The 16447-nt window shown below is 67.6% G+C and carries 22 protein-coding genes; 14 read left to right on the plus strand and 8 right to left on the minus strand.

All coding sequences use genetic code 11. The annotated features are described in order from the left end of the window. Positions 1-7 precede the first annotated feature (7 nt). The 8 genes from AB0E78_RS26005 to AB0E78_RS26040 all read left to right on the plus strand — a co-directional run bounded on the left by AB0E78_RS26005 (position 8) and on the right by AB0E78_RS26040 (position 6048). Positions 8-880, plus strand: coding sequence for a hypothetical protein (locus AB0E78_RS26005; RefSeq protein ID WP_361836939.1), 873 nt, complete (start codon positions 8-10; stop codon positions 878-880). Further along, on the plus strand, positions 877-2187 hold the full coding sequence (locus AB0E78_RS26010; protein WP_361836941.1) for an ATPase, T2SS/T4P/T4SS family: 1311 nt from the start codon (positions 877-879) through the stop codon (positions 2185-2187). The genes AB0E78_RS26005 and AB0E78_RS26010 overlap by 4 nt, the downstream gene beginning before the upstream one ends. A 7-nt stretch (positions 2188-2194) precedes the next feature. Beyond that, positions 2195-3277, plus strand: coding sequence for a type II secretion system F family protein (locus AB0E78_RS26015; protein WP_361836943.1), 1083 nt, complete (start codon positions 2195-2197; stop codon positions 3275-3277). Beyond that, positions 3274-4209 carry a type II secretion system F family protein gene (locus AB0E78_RS26020; protein ID WP_361836946.1) on the plus strand — a complete coding sequence of 312 codons (936 nt, stop codon included), beginning with the start codon at positions 3274-3276 and terminating at the stop codon, positions 4207-4209. Before AB0E78_RS26015 ends, AB0E78_RS26020 begins: the two co-directional genes overlap by 4 nt. A gap of 80 nt (positions 4210-4289) precedes the next feature. Beyond that, the gene (locus AB0E78_RS26025) at positions 4290-4541 is read left to right on the plus strand and encodes a hypothetical protein (protein ID WP_361836948.1); all 252 of its coding nucleotides are present in this window, start codon (positions 4290-4292) and stop codon (positions 4539-4541) included. A gap of 36 nt (positions 4542-4577) precedes the next feature. Beyond that, positions 4578-5021, plus strand: coding sequence for a TadE family protein (locus AB0E78_RS26030; RefSeq protein WP_361836951.1), 444 nt, complete (start codon positions 4578-4580; stop codon positions 5019-5021). Beyond that, positions 5021-5575 carry a TadE/TadG family type IV pilus assembly protein gene (locus tag AB0E78_RS26035; protein ID WP_361836953.1) on the plus strand — a complete coding sequence of 185 codons (555 nt, stop codon included), beginning with the start codon at positions 5021-5023 and terminating at the stop codon, positions 5573-5575. Before AB0E78_RS26030 ends, AB0E78_RS26035 begins: the two co-directional genes overlap by 1 nt. Then, positions 5572-6048: a pilus assembly protein TadG-related protein gene (locus AB0E78_RS26040; protein WP_361836956.1), complete on the plus strand. Its 477-nt coding sequence runs from the start codon at positions 5572-5574 to the stop codon at positions 6046-6048. The genes AB0E78_RS26035 and AB0E78_RS26040 overlap by 4 nt, the downstream gene beginning before the upstream one ends. A 468-nt stretch (positions 6049-6516) precedes the next feature. Here AB0E78_RS26040 and AB0E78_RS26045 read toward each other — a convergent pair whose 3' ends face one another. Next, complete coding sequence (locus AB0E78_RS26045) at positions 6517-6729, minus strand: hypothetical protein (protein ID WP_361836959.1); 213 nt, start codon at positions 6727-6729, stop codon at positions 6517-6519. Positions 6730-6754: 25 nt separating this feature from the next. Here AB0E78_RS26045 and AB0E78_RS26050 point away from each other — a divergent pair, with 25 nt between their 5' ends. The 6 genes from AB0E78_RS26050 to AB0E78_RS26075 all read left to right on the plus strand — a co-directional run bounded on the left by AB0E78_RS26050 (position 6755) and on the right by AB0E78_RS26075 (position 11338). Then, positions 6755-7237, plus strand: a complete 483-nt coding sequence (locus tag AB0E78_RS26050) for a hypothetical protein (protein ID WP_361836961.1) — start codon at positions 6755-6757, stop codon at positions 7235-7237. Then, on the plus strand, positions 7222-8286 hold the full coding sequence (locus tag AB0E78_RS26055; protein ID WP_361836964.1) for a hypothetical protein: 1065 nt from the start codon (positions 7222-7224) through the stop codon (positions 8284-8286). Before AB0E78_RS26050 ends, AB0E78_RS26055 begins: the two co-directional genes overlap by 16 nt. A gap of 25 nt (positions 8287-8311) precedes the next feature. Then, positions 8312-8617 carry a hypothetical protein gene (locus tag AB0E78_RS26060; protein ID WP_361836966.1) on the plus strand — a complete coding sequence of 102 codons (306 nt, stop codon included), beginning with the start codon at positions 8312-8314 and terminating at the stop codon, positions 8615-8617. Continuing rightward, positions 8614-9933 (plus strand): putative T7SS-secreted protein, encoded by a 1320-nt coding sequence (locus AB0E78_RS26065; protein WP_361836969.1) that lies wholly within the window; start codon positions 8614-8616, stop codon positions 9931-9933. The genes AB0E78_RS26060 and AB0E78_RS26065 overlap by 4 nt, the downstream gene beginning before the upstream one ends. 88 nt (positions 9934-10021) lie before the next feature. Continuing rightward, entirely contained in the window at positions 10022-10642 is a 621-nt protein-coding gene (locus AB0E78_RS26070; RefSeq protein WP_361836971.1) for a hypothetical protein, read from the plus strand. Positions 10643-10660: 18 nt separating this feature from the next. Next, positions 10661-11338 carry a hypothetical protein gene (locus AB0E78_RS26075; protein ID WP_361836974.1) on the plus strand — a complete coding sequence of 226 codons (678 nt, stop codon included), beginning with the start codon at positions 10661-10663 and terminating at the stop codon, positions 11336-11338. A gap of 22 nt (positions 11339-11360) precedes the next feature. On the opposite strand, the gene AB0E78_RS26080 is transcribed toward AB0E78_RS26075, so the two are convergent. The 7 genes from AB0E78_RS26080 to AB0E78_RS26110 form a co-directional block, all read right to left on the minus strand. Beyond that, the gene (locus AB0E78_RS26080) at positions 11361-11705 is read right to left on the minus strand and encodes a hypothetical protein (RefSeq protein WP_361836976.1); all 345 of its coding nucleotides are present in this window, start codon (positions 11703-11705) and stop codon (positions 11361-11363) included. A 32-nt stretch (positions 11706-11737) separates the two neighbouring features. Next, positions 11738-12373: a hypothetical protein gene (locus AB0E78_RS26085; protein WP_361836978.1), complete on the minus strand. Its 636-nt coding sequence runs from the start codon at positions 12371-12373 to the stop codon at positions 11738-11740. Between the two features lie 70 nt (positions 12374-12443). Then, positions 12444-12923, minus strand: a complete 480-nt coding sequence (locus AB0E78_RS26090) for a hypothetical protein (protein ID WP_361836980.1) — start codon at positions 12921-12923, stop codon at positions 12444-12446. Then, on the minus strand, positions 12896-13837 hold the full coding sequence (locus AB0E78_RS26095) for a hypothetical protein (RefSeq protein ID WP_361836982.1): 942 nt from the start codon (positions 13835-13837) through the stop codon (positions 12896-12898). Before AB0E78_RS26095 ends, AB0E78_RS26090 begins: the two co-directional genes overlap by 28 nt. A 48-nt stretch (positions 13838-13885) precedes the next feature. Continuing rightward, positions 13886-14431 carry a putative T7SS-secreted protein gene (locus AB0E78_RS26100; RefSeq protein ID WP_361836984.1) on the minus strand — a complete coding sequence of 182 codons (546 nt, stop codon included), beginning with the start codon at positions 14429-14431 and terminating at the stop codon, positions 13886-13888. A gap of 102 nt (positions 14432-14533) precedes the next feature. Further along, positions 14534-15631: a hypothetical protein gene (locus AB0E78_RS26105; RefSeq protein ID WP_361836987.1), complete on the minus strand. Its 1098-nt coding sequence runs from the start codon at positions 15629-15631 to the stop codon at positions 14534-14536. Next, complete coding sequence (locus AB0E78_RS26110) at positions 15619-16275, minus strand: hypothetical protein (protein ID WP_361836989.1); 657 nt, start codon at positions 16273-16275, stop codon at positions 15619-15621. Before AB0E78_RS26110 ends, AB0E78_RS26105 begins: the two co-directional genes overlap by 13 nt. Positions 16276-16447: the final 172 nt, after the last annotated feature.

Below are 16447 nucleotides of genomic sequence, written 5' to 3' on the forward strand. Positions count from 1 at the left end.
AAGAGACATGGCGCTCATTGCTCTCGCTGCCGACAAGGGTTCCCCCGGAGTCACCACCGCGGCCGTCGCTCTCGCAGCCGTCTGGCCGCGGCGCGTGCTCGTCGCGGAGACCGACCCCGCGGGCGGCGACCTGGTCTACCGCAGTGCCGCCGCGCACGGCGGACCGCTCAACCCCAACACCGGGATGCTCAGCATCGCGGCCACCGCACGGCGTGGCCTCGTGCCCGACCAACTCTGGGACCACACCCAGCCGTTGAGCGGAGGCCTCGAGGTGCTCGTCGGGCTCGGTGTCGCCGAGCAGGCGGCCGGGCTCGCGGGTCTCTGGCCGACCCTCGGGCGTGCCTTCTCGCAGCTCGCCGACTCCCCGCACGCGCCCGCGGATGTGATCGCCGACTGCGGTCGTATCAGTGGGGACACTCCTGCCGTCGAGCTCTTCCCGCAGGCGGCCCTCGTGCTGCTCGTCTCGCGGACCGAGCCCGAGGCCATCGCGCGCGTACGCGACCGTGCCGCCGCCCTGGCCGCCAAGCTGCACGGCGGATCGCGTGGGGCCGCGTCGCTCGCGACCCCGCTCATCGGCGTACTCCTGATCGCCGACCCCTCGACGTCCGCCAAACTCGTCCACCAGGTAAACGACATGCTGGTGGCCGCGCAGACCGGCGCCCGCGTCGTCGGCACCCTCGCCGAAGACCCCGCGGGCGCCGAGCAGTTGGCGGGCCGCAAGCGCGGCCGTCTCGACAAGTCGATGCTGATCCGCTCGGCCCGCAAGGTGACCGTCGACCTCTACCAGCAGTACGGCGCCGCCTGGGCCAACCCGAACGCGGGCATGCACGGGACCGCCGGCACCCACGGGAACGCGGGCACGCACGGGGCCGGCCGATGAGTGTTCCCGTCGATCACCAGCTCGTGAAGCGGTTCCGGCAGGACGCCGGTGACCGCATCGCCGAGCAGCGCCGCCTGGACCAGGTCTCCGGCGTCACCCCCATGTCGGGCGAGGACGAGCGGCAGTACGCGCGCGCCGTCATCGCCCAGATCCTGGAGGAGTACGCCCGGATAGAGATCAACGCCGGGCGGACCCCGCTGGACGCCGAGACCGAGGAGAAGTACGCGGCCGCCGTGCACGCGGCGCTCTTCGGCGTCGGACGGCTCCAGCCGCTGCTCGACGACCCGGACGTCGAGAACATCGACATCAACGGGTGCGACCAGGTCTTCGTCGGATACGCCGACGGGCGTGAGGCCAAGGCCGATCCGGTCGCCGAGACCGACGAGGAACTCGTCGAGCTCATCCAGATCCTCGGCGCGTACTCCGGCCTCTCCTCGCGCCCCTTCGACTCCGCCAACCCGCAGCTCGACCTCCGGCTCCCCGACGGCTCACGTCTGTCGGCCGTCATGGACGTCACGCGGCGCCCCGCGCTCTCCATCCGACGTGCCCGCATGGGCAAGGTCTTCATGTCGGACCTGGTGGGCAACGGCACGGTGACCCCCGAGGTCGCGCACTTCATGGCGTGCGCGGTGCGGGCCCGCAAGAACATCATGATCGCGGGCGCGACGAACGCCGGAAAGACCACCCTGCTGAGAGCGCTCGCCAACGAGATCCCGCCGCAGGAGCGTCTGGTGACCGTCGAGCGGGCCCTGGAGCTCGGCCTCGACCAGTTCGCCGACCTGCACCCGAACGTCGTCGCCTTCGAGGAGCGCCTGCCCAACTCCGAGGGCCAGGGCATGATTTCGATGGCGGAGCTCGTGCGCCGCTCGCTCCGCATGAACCCCTCCCGCGTCATCGTCGGTGAGGTCCTCGGCGACGAGATCGTGACGATGCTGAACGCGATGTCCCAGGGCAACGACGGCTCGCTCTCCACGATCCACGCCAACAGCTCGAGTGAGGTCTTCAACCGCATCTCGACGTACGCCCTCCAGGCCGCCGAGCGACTGCCCATCGAGGCCAGTCAGATGCTCGTGGCCGGAGCCGTCAACTTCGTCGTCTTCATCCAGCGGCGCAACAACTACCAGACCGGCGGCAAGCTCCAGCGCATGGTGACCTCGGTCCGCGAGGTCAACGGCGTCGACGGCCGTGTCCTGTCCAGCGAAGTCTTCGCGGAGGCCTCGAACGGGCAGGTCGTCGCGCACGCGCCGATCGCCTGCATGGACGACCTGGCCCAATTCGGCTACCGCCCCGCCGGGCAATGGGGGTGAGCACGACATGAACTCACTCGGCTCGATGGGCGGCCTTTTCTCGCTGCCCGTCCTGTACGCACTGGGCTGCGGCATCGCTGTCGGCGGTGGCCTCGCGGTCCTCGCGATCGCGCTGCGCGGTCTGCCGGTGAAACCCGAGCACGAGAAGCAGAAGACCAGCGAGCGGATGAGCGAACTCATCCGGTTCGCGGGCCAGCGCGGCTCGCTCGCGATCGGCGTGGGACTGGTCGTCCTGCTGCTCACCCGGTGGGCGGTGGCAGGCATCGCGTCCGGCATCCTCGTCTTCTTCTGGGACAAGCTGTTCGGCGGCGCGGCGGAGGAGCGCTCGCAGATGAAGCGCGTCGAGGCCCTCGCCGCCTGGACGGAGTCCCTGCGTGACACCATCGCGGGCGCGGTCGGCCTGGAGCAGGCGATCCCCGCTTCGGCGCGGGCGGCGGCCCCGGTGCTCCGCCCCCACCTGGACGCGCTGGTGGACCGGCTGCGTGCGCGTACGCCGCTTCCCGAGGCCCTGCAGATACTGGCCGACGAGATCGACGACGCGTCCGCGGACATCATCGTGGCGGCGCTGATCCTGAACGCGAAGCTGCGCGGCCCGGGCCTGCGCCAGGTACTCGGCGCGCTCGCCAAGTCGGCGCGCGAAGAGGTCGACATGCGCCAGCGCGTGATGTCGCAGCGGGCGTCGACGCGACGCTCGGTGCAGATCGTGGTCGCGGTGTCGATCGCGTTCGTTCTCGGCCTCTCGATCTTCAACCGCGACTTCGTCGAGCCGTACGGAACGGCGGTCGGCCAGCTCGTGCTCGCCTGCGTCTGCGGCCTGTTCGCGCTCGGCTTCTGGTGGCTGCGCAAGCTCTCGACAGTGGAGACGCCGGACCGCTTCCTGGTCCGGGACGAGCCCGGCGTGCAATTCGTGCGTCCGCGGGGGCCGGGCACGGGGTCCGTCCCCGGCGCCGGTGCCGGTGAGCAGGCACCCCTGACGGGGCCGTCCGGTCCGTACGGGCAGCCGGGGCAGGCCGGGCCGCAGGGCCAACCGGGGCAGCAGGGCCAGCCCGGTCAGACCGGCTACGCGAATCCCGGAGGGGTACGTCGATGAGCCTGACGATGCCGATAGTGATCGGCGCGATCATGGGCCTGGGCATCTACGCCCTCGTACGTGCCCTGATGCCTTCCAAGCGGAGCGCGGTCGCCACGGTCGCGCGGATCGACGCGATGCGGGCGCGGGGGGCGGCCTACGAGTCGCACCGCGCTCCGGCCGGCGACGAGAAGAAGAACCCCGGCCGGCTGGGTTCGACACGTGCCCGGGTGGGCGCGCGGGTCGCCGAGTTCTACCTCGAGCAGGGCTGGGAGCAGCGGTCGCTGCGCGCCGACCTGGCGGTGCTCGACCGCAGCTGGGAGAAGTTCCTGGCGACGAAGACGCTGCTCGCGGCCACCGGGGTCTTCTTCGGGCCGTTCATCTTCGCCGTCATCTGGACGCTGGGTGTCGGCAGCAGTCCGATCATCCCGGTCTGGCTGGCGCTGACGTTCGGTGTTCTCTTCTTCTTCCTGCCGGACCTCGAGGTGCGGCGGGACGCCGCGGACAAGCGGCGCGACCTCCGTCGCGTCATCGGCACTTATCTGGACCTGGTGTCGATGAGCCTGGCGGGTGGCCGCGGCCTCCCCGAGGCACTGATGGCGGCGGCCGAGATCTCCGACGGATGGGCGACGAAGCGGATCCGGAGTGCCCTGGCCGATGCGCGCATCACCGGCATCAGCCAGTGGCAGGCACTCGGCGCCCTCGGCGAGGAACTGGGCATCGAAGAGCTCAAGGACCTGTCGGCCTCGCTCGCCCTCGTGGCGGACGACGGCGCGAAGGTCCGCGAGTCGCTCGCTTCCCGCGCGGAGACGATGCGGCACCGCGAGATGGCCGAGATCGAGGGCAGCGCGGGCGAGAAGTCCCAGTCGATGCTCGTCGCCCAGCTCCTCCTCTGCGCGGGCTTCCTGGTCTTCCTGATCTTCCCCGCGGCCATGCGCGTGTTCCAGGTCTAGCGACTTTTACGGCGATGGACGGGCCGGCCGACGGGGGCGGCCCGACAACCTTCCCCCCACTCCTGAGAGGACAACTCACCATGAACGGACGGAACTTCAGCACCGGCAACCCGGCTGTGGACTTCCTGGTCACCTTCCTGAAGGGCCGCGTGCAGCGTGCCCGCTCCGGCGAGCTCGACCGCGGTGCGTCCGCGGTCGAGTGGGTCATCATCTCGGCGGTCGTCGTGGCGATCGTCGGCGTGGTCGCCGCCGTCATCAACGGCGCGCTGAAGGGCGGCGCGGAGGACGTGAAGAAGTGCATCGAGGGCGCTGACGCAGACGGCACCTGCTGATCAGCCGTTGACCGGGGAGCGAAGGGCGGGGGACGAGTGCGCGGGTGCGTGAAGCGATGGGTACGCCGCAGGGTGGAGGCAGCCTCCACCCGCGGTGAATCCGGCATGACCGCGATCGAGTTCGTGCTGCTCACTCCGGTCCTCTTCTTCATGATCTTCGCGACGGTGCAGTTCGCGCTGTACTTCTTCGCGGATCATGTCGCGCAGGCCGCTGCCCAGGCGGGCGCGCGCAAGGCCCGCGCCACGGCCGACGAGAACGCGGGGTGGCGGGGCGACGCGCGGGACGTGGTCGACGCCTACATCCAGCAGCTCGGCCCCCAGTTGGTCCTCAACCCGGATGTGAAGACGTTCGAGCCGAAGGCGAACACGGTCGGCGTGGAGATCACCGCGAAGGTGCCGACGGTCTTCCCCGGCCTCGACATGACGGTGCACGCGCGGTCGGCGGGCCCGGTGGAGCGGTTCGTGGAGGAGGACGGCTGATGAGCAACGCATGGGCCCGCGCTGTCCTCCATGGGCTGCGCGCAGAGGGCCGCGGGTCGGACGGCGGGGCGGGCCGCGGGTCGGACGGCGGGGCGGGCCGTGGGTCGGACGGCGGGGCGGGCCACAGGTCGGGCCACAGGGCAGGCTGCCGGTCGGGTCACAGCTCGGATCGAGGGCTCTCGACCGTCGAGGTGGTCATCCTCGCGCCCGTGATGATCCTCTTCATCCTGGTCCTGGTGGCCTTCGGCCAGCTCGTCGACGGACGGGGCGCCGTCGACGGCGCGGCGCGTGACGCCGCGCGTGCCGGTTCGATCCAGAAGGACCAGGGCACGGCGATGGCCGAGGCGAAGGCGGCAGCGGCGGCCAACCTCACGGACGTCTGCGTCGGCCCGGTCGACGTCAGGAAGACGAGCAACGGCTTCGTCTCCGGCACGTTCTTCACCGTGGAAGTGAGCTGCAAGGTGCGGGGCCTGGGCCTGCTGGGCCTCGACATGCAGACGACGCTGAAGGCCAGCTTCAGCTCGTCCCTCGACCCCTACCGGAGGTCGGCATGAGCGTCGGCGTGAGCATCGCTGCTCGTGTACGTGCCTGGGCCGCCGCCCGCCGCGAACGCCTCGACGACCGCGGCTCCGGCGCGGGCGCCGTCATCATCTTCGCGCTCGTCTTCCTCTCGCTGTCGGCCTTCGTCATCGACGGCGGCATGTCCATCTCCAAGCGGGAGCGGGCCGCGGACATCGCGGAACAAGCCGCGCGCTACGCCGCGCAGGACCTCGACACCGAGGGCATCTACGAAGGTGCCAAGGGCGCGCCCATCAACTACGAGAACTGCGGCGCGCGAGCCCAGGAGTACGCCCGCTCGACGGGCATGCGCGGCGCGGACGTCGCGGCGACGCACTGCGTGACGGCGAACGCGAACCAGGTCGAGGTCGAGGTCCAGCTCACCTACAGCCCGGTGTTCACCGGGATGTTCTACGGCGGCGACGTGACGGTACGGGGACGCGCGATCGCGGAGAACGCAATCGGCTGACGGCGTTCTTGGCGCCGCCTCGCTGGAGCTTCCACGGGGTGGGCGTCACTATGTGGGTCACGTAGGTCACGTAGGCCACGTAGGCCCGGATGACGCCGTTCTCCGGCTCCTTGTTGACCGTGGTGACCTTTGTTGACGCCGGTGATCCACAGGTGCGTGACGGCTCCGTCGCTGGACCGTGCTGGTACAGGGCGGCGGAGAGCGCCGCCGGCCCGGGGACGTAACTGACGGCGAGCCAGGGCTCGGGCCCGTCGGTGAAGCTGTCCAGGAGGGGCGCGGTGTGGGGCCCGTGCACGGGACGGTCGCGCAGTCGGTGTCCGGCTGTCTCGCGGGCGTCGCCCGGGGCCGGCTTTGAGCCTGAGGTGTGGTGCGTCTGCCGCCCGTCCACCTGAAGGGTCACCCCGCTCATCCGACTTTCACTCCGCGGACCGCCGATCATGCGGTGACCTTCGACGGCTGCCCGGGGTTCTACCGCTTGCTCCCCTTTGGGGGGAGGTACAGGAGGGAGGGCCGGGTGCGTGCGAGGACGAGTTGGGCGAAGGCGGGTTGGGCGTGGAGGTTGCCGTGGGCGGGGGCGGTCTTGGTGGTGGCGGGGTGCAGCGGGGGCGAACCGGGCGGCTCGGACAGGATCGCGGGTGCGGACTCGGCGACCGGTGCGTCGGCGGCACCCTCGGCGTCCACCGCACGGGAGGCCGTTGAGCGACCGGTGATCAAACTGCCGAACGACGTGAAGAACGTCTTCGAGGGCCGGCGTACCGGTGATGCGGTGAGGGACGCGGTACTCGCGGACAGCGAGCGGGGAATCGACGCCGAGAGCGACGCCATCGTCAGAGGCGCTCCGGCCTCTGCCGCTCTGCGCTTCTACAACAAGGGCGACACCCTGCTGTGGGAGGTCAAGTACGTGCAGAGCTTCGTGGACGAAGGCATCAGCTACAAGGGCACGATCCGCTACTTCGACCGCCGGGTGGCTGTCGTCGACGACAAGACGGCGACGCTCGTTTACTGCGCCGACGAGAGCGACGCGGTCAACACTGACCGTAAGAGCGGCAAGACCAAGAAGACCGGTCAGACGAAGCGGGACGACAACTACGTGCTCTACAACACGCGGCTGACGTTGAACCCGAAGGGTGTCTGGCAGACGACGAAGGGCTTCTCGAAGCGAGGGGCCGAGTCGTGCCTTCCGCGGTGAAGGGCCGCCGGGCCGTGGCGGTGTCGGTTCTGGTTCTGGTTCTCGTGGTGACCGTGTGGTCGTTGCCCGCCCATGGCATCGGGGCGGGAAGCGCCGGCCGCGAGGACGTCGCCGCCACGGGCGGTTCGAGCGGCGGCAAGATCCACGCTCGGACCAGAATCCGCACTGCCGTCCAGGGGAGCGTCGCCTCGCCGAGGACCGGCACATTGACCCCGGCCACGGCGGGGAACTGGACGCCCCCGGCCTGCTGGTACGAGCCCGCGTTCTCGCCGAAGGAGATCCGGGGCGCCGTCAGGGCGTGGCGGGCCTTCGGGGCGAGTGCTCCGCTTGTCGGAGGGATCGGCAACGTCATCAGCGAAGCGATGGAGCACCGCTACAAGGACGGCCACCCGTACAAGAACTACAACCTCTCCAAGCAGGGCGAGGGAATGTTCTGGGCATCGGTGACCAACCCCAACCGCGAGGACGACCCCGAGGCGACGTCCTGCGACCGACAGCCCTTCTGGGTGGACGAGGGCCAGACCCCGGCGGAGCCGATGGCGGCCTCCCCGGAGATCCTCGCCCAGTACGCGTACGAGGAACTCCCCGTCCCTGGCACCGAGATCAAGATGGCCCCGAGGGGCGGTTCCACGGTGAACCTGCCCACCTGGGTCTGGCTGGACAAGGGCACGTTCAAGAAGGTCAGCGTCACAGCGAGCCTGCCCGGCACGGGCCTCGCGGCGACGACGACGGCCGAGCCGGAGTCGCTGCGCATCGACCCGGGCACGGCGGACGCCAAGCTCTCCCCGGCAACAGGCGCCTGCACCCTCTCCGCCCGGGGAGGCGGCATCGGCGAGCCCTACGCCCGAGGCAAGGCGGCCCAGCTCCCGCCGTGCGGCGTGACGTACTTGCGCTCCCCGGGCCCGAACGCCACGTACGCCCTCCGGGCCACGCTCACGTGGAAGATCCGCTGGTCCAGCACGAGCGGCGAGGGCGGCAGCCTGCCCTCCGGCTCCTTCGGCGCGACCCAGCGGATGCCCGTACAGGAGATCCAGTCCGTGAACCGCTGACGCACATCTTGCAGGGGAGCATCCGATGGCCGACAAGCTCAAGACCGACGGCGACGAACTCGCGCACTTCATGAAGCTGTTGAACAGATCCACCGACTCCCTCAAGGGTCTGCGCAAGGTCCTGAGTGACGCAACCATCACCGGCCTCGGCACCGACGATCTCGACTCCGCCTGTGAGGACTTCCAGTCGGACTGGAAGTACGGCGCGGAAGAGATCGGGGAGCAGACGGAGGACCTCGCGAAGATCATCGGCCAGAGCAAGGACAGCTACGAGGAGGTCGACAAGGCGTTGGCGGAGGCGCTGGAGAAGGCGAGGCGGGGCAAGGGATGACGTACGCGCCGGGGCAGGAGACTCCTCCTTCGCCCGCCTCCCCCAACCAGGACACACTGGACGACCTGACCAAGCCCCAGGGCCTGAAGTCAGCGCCCCACATCCCGAATCCGACCTGTCCGGCGTTGGGCTTCAACCCCGTACCCGGCAGCCCCGATACGGTCCGCTCCCTGCACCAGAAGCTCGGGAACTGCGCGAAGGTCCTGGACGACACCCACGGCCAGGTCACCAAGCTCATGGCCGGCAGCTACTGGGAGGGTGACGCGGCAGTCGCCTTCCGCGAACAGATCGACGGCGGCCCGCTTCCTCTGAACCTCAAGAACGCGGCGCACTCGCTCTCCAAGGCGGCCAAGCAGTTGGGCCGTTGGCACGACGAGCTCGACGAGTTCCGGCGGCGGGCGAAGCTCCTGAACGAGGACGCGAAGGACGCGAGGGCCGCGGTGGAGGCGGCACAGGGGCAGGTCTCCGAGGTGCCAGACGGTGCCGACGACCGCAAGGGCGCCCTGAAGCGAGCCACGGGAAAGGTCGACGAAGCCCAGGCCGAACTCGACCGCATCCTCGGCAAGGCGCGGCGCCTGGCCTCGGAGCACGAGGAGAAGGCGGGCTACCGGGCCCGCAAGATCCGCGACGCGACGAGAAAGCTGGCCCCCAAGGAGCCGGGTCTCTTCGAGGAGATCGGCGCATGGCTGACGGAGAACCTGCCGGACATCCTCAGCTTCGTGGCGGGGGTGGTGGGGCTCGTCGCGTTGTTCGTCGTCACGGGTGGGGTGGCGGCTGCGGGGTTGTTGTTGGTGGCGGGGGTGTTGAGTGCGGGGGCGCTGACGCTGCGTCTGACCGATGCCGAGGTCATGGAGTCTCTGGCAGATGGCTTCACCAAGGGAGAGCTGGATGCGGACTTCTGGGGCAACGTGGTCAGTCTCGGAGGGGATGCTCTGGGCGTGCTCCCGGGGGTTGGCGCCGCCGGACGCAGCCTCGTCAAGGCAGCCGAGGCGAGCAGCGAAACGGTGACGCTCGGACAGCGGTTGGCGTCCTTCGGTACCACCACCATGGATGAGGCACGCGCCATGACGGGCCTGGAAAACACGCCACTCAACTTCGTGCTGCGCAGTGCCCCCAATGCCCCGAGGGCTGTCGAAGTCGTGGAGAGGGCGTCTGCTGGGCTCGGAGTCGGCACTTCGGGATACGGCCTTGTGGGCAGCGCGGTCGACGCAGTGGACAACGATGGAGTCAAGGCAGGAACCACAGGGGTCGATGGCGCGCGACTCGGCCTCGACGGCGGTGGGCTATTCGACCTCGCGCGCCACGTCTTCCCTTGATCGCCAACGGAAAGAGAACGCCATGAACCCCGCTGACTGCCCCACCGCCTGGGACCACGCACCCACGCGTCAAGCCTGGATGAGGCACATGGCGATGAACGTTGTCGGCCTCGTCGGCTGGATCGCCACATGGGTCGCCTTGCTGGCTGTACTGGCGGTGTATTTGTCCCCGGGATACGTTCCCTTGCTGCTGCCGTTCATGATGCTGGCGTTCTACCGATCCTTCATTCAGCTCGCCTACTTCCCATGGGCCGTACGAATGCGGCGGATTCTGCAGCAGTACCCATGGCAGGTGCTCAGGGGTGTGGAGCGCGGCTTGGGTCAGCATCCTGAAGCCCAGGAGAACGGACCCTGGCTCGCGTTCGGCAATCCGGCGAAGCCCGAGGAGAAGATCCCTCTGGTCTTCCTCAGAACCATGCGCAGGTACTGGTGGACGAAGCGCATCGGCGGAAGCCGCACCAAACCAGAGCTCAAAGCGCAGATCGAACCGCTGTGGTTCGCCGGAGACCCCCGCTTTCTCGGCGTCATCGCAGCCCCGGGACGAGAAGGCAAGGCACCCAAGCGTATGTACGTGCTCCATCAGCGGGCGGCCCTCGACAGGCATGTCGCGCCGTTCAATTGGGGTGCCAGCGCCCAGGACGTCGAACGCGCCCGCCGAGCCCGGGCGCGGGTCGCGGATCATGACAACTCACCCTCTCGGATGAACTGAACAGGCTGGTCAGACGTCATGAGTGCTGCTTGCTTCGCGATCCACGAATCCGCCCGTCACCCTGACGCCGCCATCTGGTTCGCGGAACCGCAGGGCTTCATCCCTGTGCCGCTGGACGCGCCCTCACCCGGTTCCCCGGCCGCCGACAGGCTCCGCCAAGCCCTGGCATCGCTCCTCGACCCGATCTCGGACGAGGTGTTTCGTCAGCAGTTGACCGCCCAACTCGCCACAGCCCAACAACTCCTGATGGCCCTGCGGGAAATCGGCACGGTCCACAGTTCGATCGGCCTGCATCGTGACGACACGGAGAGCGGTGACGGCAGCCCGCTCCTGTCCCTCTTCACGATCACCTGGCGAGATACGGCGTGGGCCCCACGCTCCTTCGCTGCTGCCCGAGCCGTGGCGACCGCCGATCACCACACCCGCATCGAGTACGCCGACCTGCCGTGCGGCCCGGCCACTCTCAGCGAGACCCTCCGCTCTCCGGCCCCTGCACTCGGCCTCCCCTCGACTCGAGGAGGCCCCTTGCTCCAACTGCACGCCCATCTCCCGAACCCAACGGGCAAACGCATAGCAGTCCTCACCCTGAGCACCGTGGCCGCGGCCCGCCGCGAGGAGTACCGGACGCTGCTGCGCCAGATCGCGGAACTGGTCAGTTTCGAGAATCCGCTGGAGGGCTGGTCGGGCAAGGCGTAGGGCGTAGGGCGTCAGCGTCCGGCTAGTCGCCCTCTCCCTTGCCCTTCCCCTTGCCGCCCTTCTCCTTCACGCCCTCGGAGACGTCCTTCGCGAGCTTGTCGTCGAGCTTCTTGAATTCCCGGACGACCGCGTCGGACATGTCGGCGAGGGCCTCCAACTGCTGGGTGATGTCCTCGCGGCCGTCCTCCCAGTTGGACTCGAAGTCGTCCAGCGCGTCGTACACCCCGCCGTCGCCGATGTCGTCCTTGTAGGACTCGAAGATCTTCTTCGTGCGGTTCATGCGGTCCTTGATGGACCGCAACCGGCTTCCGTAGTCCTCAAGATCGCTGAGCGGGAGCGCGAGGTCGCTCTTGCCCTTGCCTGCCATTCCGTGTCCCCCTCAGTGCTCTTCGGCCGCCGCTATACGAAGCGGAACGTGCCCGTCACCGCATCGAAGATGTCGTGGAACGCCTCGGACAGGTCGAGGACGGGGCTGGCTCCGGAGACGATTATGACCTGTTCCGTGGTTCCGGGGACGGGTATATACGTCTGGGTCAGCGCCATGCGCAGGGTACGGGTGTCGCCCTGGGCGACGGGTACGTCCTCGACGCCGACGGTGCGGGCGGCCATGCCGACTTCGGGGATCTCGACGGTGGTCACGGTCCGCCAGGCGTCGCCATCGCGGCGGGGCATGATGGTACGCAGACTGTCGGCGATCACCCTGGGGTCGGTGGAGAGGGCCACGCCCTGTTTGTTCTTGGCGCCGATGACGGAGACGGTGACCGTTGCGGTCAGCGGGATTCCGTCGAAGTTCTCGGCCATGCAGCCCATGTAGAGGGCGCCGGAGTCGTGCGCTTCCTTCGCCATCTTGCGAAGGATGTTCGTCAAGTCGGCACGGTGGGGGCCGAGGTCAGGAATCTCCCGGACCCGCTCGTCGATGAGGGCACGGATGGTGGCTTCGCGGCCTTCGGGACGGATGTCGAACTCCCACCAGGAGTCCGGCACGGAGAGGGATATGCCCACCGGCGCTGGAGGGCGGGGAGTCGGACTGCTCATGGTGACCGTTCTCTTCTTGAGGTGAGGCAGGACGCCGGACCGGCGAGGATGTCTGCTGGCTGGTGGAGGATCACGCCATGGGAATGTGCAGATCGTCCGTCATGATGGAGAGCAGCCTGTCAGTCTCGATTTCCGGTGGGTTGTAGGTGAAGGACCTGATGCGCGAGACGAATTCACCGGGCAACGTGATGTGATACGTCTCGACGTAGTAGGCGAGGTCCTCGCGCCACAGCCACTCGCCATCGGTATAGAGGGAGCCGATACCGGAGAGGAGAGGCGCGTCAGGATCCAGGACATCCGGGCCCGCACTCATCTCACTCCAAATGCCTGTGCTGTTGCGCAGATAGGAGGTGATGCGATCTTCGTCGGGAACTCCTGCCGGGTTGGTGAATTCCCTGATGGAGCCGGACGTCGGGAGCCCCCAGCCCGGTGACAACTCTTCGAAGAATCCCGCGACTTTAATCATTGTTCCTCGTTGGAGTGTGGAATGTGGGGTGTGGAAGGTGGTCGTGAAGTCAGCTCTCAGGCCATGGGGAGGAAGGTCAGCCATGAACCGTTGTCCTTGATGAATGGAACGAACGGTCCGTCGCCGAATACTTCCTTCGGTACTCCTACCGCGTTGGTCGGCGCTTTCACCGGAACTCCCAGTTGGTTGGCCATATCTTGGATTGCGTGAGGCTGTGCCACGCCTGAATGGCATGTCAACATCCTGATGGGCTCACCATTGTAGCCAGGGATACGGTTGATGGTGTCGAGTACATGGTTGGGGTGAACCGCATGCCCACCAGCGTCTGCGCCGACTCGGTTCACCTCTCCGGCGATCATCTGCCCGTCGACGGTTCCGTGGATAATGACGTCCTGGTGCCCGGGTAGCCTTTGCGAGACATCGAAGTTGCGCAAGGTCGCCGAGTCGTACCCAATGGCGGTAACGCCATCCTTGTGGTAAATGGGCATGCCTGACGGCAGGAAATCGTCAGGGGTCCTGGTGGGCGGAGCAATTCTGCTGTCCTTGCTCTTGCCCATGAAGTCGAAAGCGACAGACCGTATGTTCTTGAGGTCGCGGACGTTGTTCGCGATGTTCTTGAGGCCGCCGCCGATACCTTTCATGGCTCCGGCGCCGAGAGCTTTCAGCCCGCCTGCTTTCCAGAGCTTGCCGAGCTTGGCCAGGCTGGTGATGCCCTTCGTCGCGGGTATGCAGTCGAGGGCGGCCCATATGAGGTCGCCCCAGCCCGCTTCGCCATTGGCGACCTTACTTATGGTGTCCGCCATCACCACCAGGGCCGCAGCGAAGACCAGCCATCCGAGCGGCCCACCGACGATCATCACGATGATGCCGACGACGGCCACGATTATTTTGCAGACGGTGACGATCTCGTCCCAGTGGTCCGCGACCCAGTCGGTAGCCTCCTCCCACCAGTGACGGTTGGGGATGCCCGCGTCCGAGGCTTCCTCCAGCTTTTTCACCGTGCGACGGGCGGCGTCGTCGCGTATCCCCTTGGCCTGGTTGGCGAGCTACTTCGCCGCGTCGAGGGCGTTCTGGGCGGCGTCGACGTCGCCTTGGGCGGACTCTTGCTTCTCCTTGGCGCGGGTCGCGTTGCGCGTGGCCTGGCGGACCTCGGTCTCGTCCGGCTTCGGGACGTTCTTGCCGGAACTCTTGTCCGCGTCGTAGGAGTCGGCCTTCTTCGTGGCCGTCTTCACCCAGTCGTTCGCGCCCGTCAACGCGGTCTGGGCGGTGGAGAGCTGCTCGCGGGCCGCACGGCCGTCGCGCAAGGCCTTGTCCGCCTTGGTCTGAGCTTCCTCGAGATCCGGCCAGTAGGAGGCGAGGGCGTCTCCCGCGAGGTTGTAGCTCTTCTTGAGTTTCTTCAACTTGCGGGGGGCGCTCTCGAATTCCGCGGTGAAGGTGTCCGCGGTCTTCCCTGCCCAAGAGAGAATCGCGTCCTCACCGGCCATGCCCTTGATGTCGCGCAGGACTCTGGACACGTCGTCGGCGAAGTCGTGCAGGTTCTTCGCGAGATTCCGTACGCGGTCCGGATCGCCAGGAGTCGGATCCTTGTCCAAGTCGAGTATGTGCCAATCGGCTGGACGGTGTGACACGTGTTTCCCCCCGTAACACCGGAAACGCTTGCGCTAGAACGTGCAGACGAGGCTATCGGCCTTGGGTCAGCGGTTGATCGACTGGATTTCCTGGACGTTCATGTCCTGGGTCGTCTCGAAGGTGCCGTCGGGCATCGTGTCGCCTGCGCCGCCCGTGCCTTCCCAGGAGATTTCCCAGGTGATGGAGGCCTTGAGCTGGTACGGCTTTCCGTCCGTGGCCCGGAGGTATTTGATGCCGCACGGCGGGTCCTGCTTCGACTTGCCCTTGGTGTAGGGCGTGCCGATGCTGCCGTCTTCGTTGATCTTGCATTCGCCGGATGCCGGGAAAGTCTCGGAGTCGGCCGTGCCCGGTTCCAGGTGGAGGCTCTTCGGCTTTGCCGTGGTCTCCGCCCAGAGCGGGGTGTTCGGGAGTTCCGCGCGGACCTTGACGTCCTTGAAGGTGCCTTTGTCCAGCCACGCCCAAGTCGGCAGATTGACCGTCGACTTGGCCTCGGGCTTCAGCTCCACCTTGGTGTCGGGGACCTTGACCTTGTCGTACGCGTATTCGGCGAGCATCTCCGGAGTCGGGGCGTTCGGGTCGTCCGGGATCTCGCCCGCGTCCACCCAGAACATGATGCGGCCGCAGTCCCAGGACTTGGGGTCGGAGGGGTCGGGCGCGACGCCGCGCCAGAAGTATCCCTTCTTGCCCTCGTTGTAGTCCTTGTAGCCCTCGGCAACGCTGCTCTTGGGGGAGTGGAGGTCGAAGTTGTCCTCCGGCTTACCGTCCCGGTAGTGGTCGGTCCAGAGGCCGTTGCCGAACCACGACTGGTGGATGCCGACGTCGCCGCCGCCGTCATTCTCCGCGAAGTCCTTGAGTTGTGCGGGCGTGAAAGCCGGCTCGTACCAACAGGCCGGGGGCTCCCAGTTGGGGTCGATGGGTGCGAGGTTGCCCTTCTTTCCCCCGCCGCCCCCGCCACTCACGTACTTAATTTTGATCTGGGAGGTCTTGGCCGACAGGTTTCCATTGTTGTCCGCGCCGCCCTCCACCGGGGCGGGGGGCGGCTGCGTGGTGCCGCCGGGTATGTCGTCGGCCTGCGCTGTTCCTGCGGATCCCAGTGTCAGGGCGGCCACTCCGGCCGCCACGAGCCACTGCCGTGCGCGAAGGTTCCTGGTCATCCGCGGCATTCCTTGACCCTCCCCTGGACCTCGATCGTCTGCGCTTTCCACACCTTTGCGTCGCTCTTCGGCGGGCTCATGAGCACGCTGAACTTCTGGTAGCTGTCGAGCGATTCCTTGCCGTAATGGATCTTTCCGCCCTTGATGTCCTTGCTGAACGACTTCGCCTGGTTTCGGCAGAACGTGACGAGGACGGCTTTGCCCTCGCCCAGCTCGGTCGCCTGGGGCTTGAAGTAGCGGTCCGTTCCGGTGGGCACCCAGCCACCCTTGACCCACGTCTTGATCTGCGTCTTCGCGTACTGGGCCGCTTGGGCAGCCGAGTAGTACTTGTAGGCGGGGTCGTTCTCGTCCTGCTGCGCGATGCCGTGTTTCAGGGCACGGATGTAGTTGGCTGCGTTGTCGACCGCCGCCGCCTGCTTGGGGTCCGACGGCTTGCTGAAGTCGAAGACCAGGTTCAGGTCCTTGGGCACGCTGAGGTCAGGGCTGCCGTCGTCCTTGGACGGAGAGGCGGACGGCTTGGTCGAGCCCTTCCCCGCCCCCTCGATCTCATCCGAGGAGTCACTCCCGCCACCCCCACAGGCACTCAGGAGCAGAGTCGCGCTCGTCACCAGCGCGGTCAGCGCGGTCAGGGCGGGCAGGGTGCGACGGGCCACGATTGCAGTCCCCCAGGGTTCGGCAGAGTTCGGGCAGAGTTCGGCGGAGTTCGAGATGTGTGCAGGAGAAAATGGAGCCGGACGAAGTTATCAGGCGTGGGTTACCAGTACTGGTGGGCCTTGTGAAGGCTCCCCTGTTCCGTGCGGTGACGGAAGCGAACAGTCGTCAAGT

The organism is Streptomyces sp. NPDC032198, from assembly GCF_040636975.1.
Lineage (GTDB): Bacteria > Actinomycetota > Actinomycetes > Streptomycetales > Streptomycetaceae > Streptomyces.

Bases quoted from the DNA above. Each gene is read 5' to 3' on its own strand.
- AB0E78_RS26025 (WP_361836948.1), top strand. From the start codon at position 4,290: ATGAACGGACGGAACTTCAGCACCGGCAACCCGGCTGTGGACTTCCTG.
- AB0E78_RS26075 (WP_361836974.1), top strand. From the start codon at position 10,661: ATGAGTGCTGCTTGCTTCGCGATCCACGAATCCGCCCGTCACCCTGAC.
- AB0E78_RS26085 (WP_361836978.1), bottom strand. From the start codon at position 12,373: ATGAGCAGTCCGACTCCCCGCCCTCCAGCGCCGGTGGGCATATCCCTC.
- AB0E78_RS26035 (WP_361836953.1), top strand. From the start codon at position 5,021: ATGAGCAACGCATGGGCCCGCGCTGTCCTCCATGGGCTGCGCGCAGAG.
- AB0E78_RS26005 (WP_361836939.1), top strand. From the start codon at position 8: ATGGCGCTCATTGCTCTCGCTGCCGACAAGGGTTCCCCCGGAGTCACC.
- AB0E78_RS26080 (WP_361836976.1), bottom strand. From the start codon at position 11,705: ATGGCAGGCAAGGGCAAGAGCGACCTCGCGCTCCCGCTCAGCGATCTT.
- AB0E78_RS26070 (WP_361836971.1), top strand. From the start codon at position 10,022: ATGGCGATGAACGTTGTCGGCCTCGTCGGCTGGATCGCCACATGGGTC.
- AB0E78_RS26060 (WP_361836966.1), top strand. From the start codon at position 8,312: ATGGCCGACAAGCTCAAGACCGACGGCGACGAACTCGCGCACTTCATG.
- AB0E78_RS26010 (WP_361836941.1), top strand. From the start codon at position 877: ATGAGTGTTCCCGTCGATCACCAGCTCGTGAAGCGGTTCCGGCAGGAC.
- AB0E78_RS26015 (WP_361836943.1), top strand. From the start codon at position 2,195: ATGAACTCACTCGGCTCGATGGGCGGCCTTTTCTCGCTGCCCGTCCTG.
- AB0E78_RS26040 (WP_361836956.1), top strand. From the start codon at position 5,572: ATGAGCGTCGGCGTGAGCATCGCTGCTCGTGTACGTGCCTGGGCCGCC.
- AB0E78_RS26090 (WP_361836980.1), bottom strand. From the start codon at position 12,923: ATGGCTGACCTTCCTCCCCATGGCCTGAGAGCTGACTTCACGACCACC.
- AB0E78_RS26105 (WP_361836987.1), bottom strand. From the start codon at position 15,631: ATGCCGCGGATGACCAGGAACCTTCGCGCACGGCAGTGGCTCGTGGCG.
- AB0E78_RS26065 (WP_361836969.1), top strand. From the start codon at position 8,614: ATGACGTACGCGCCGGGGCAGGAGACTCCTCCTTCGCCCGCCTCCCCC.
- AB0E78_RS26020 (WP_361836946.1), top strand. From the start codon at position 3,274: ATGAGCCTGACGATGCCGATAGTGATCGGCGCGATCATGGGCCTGGGC.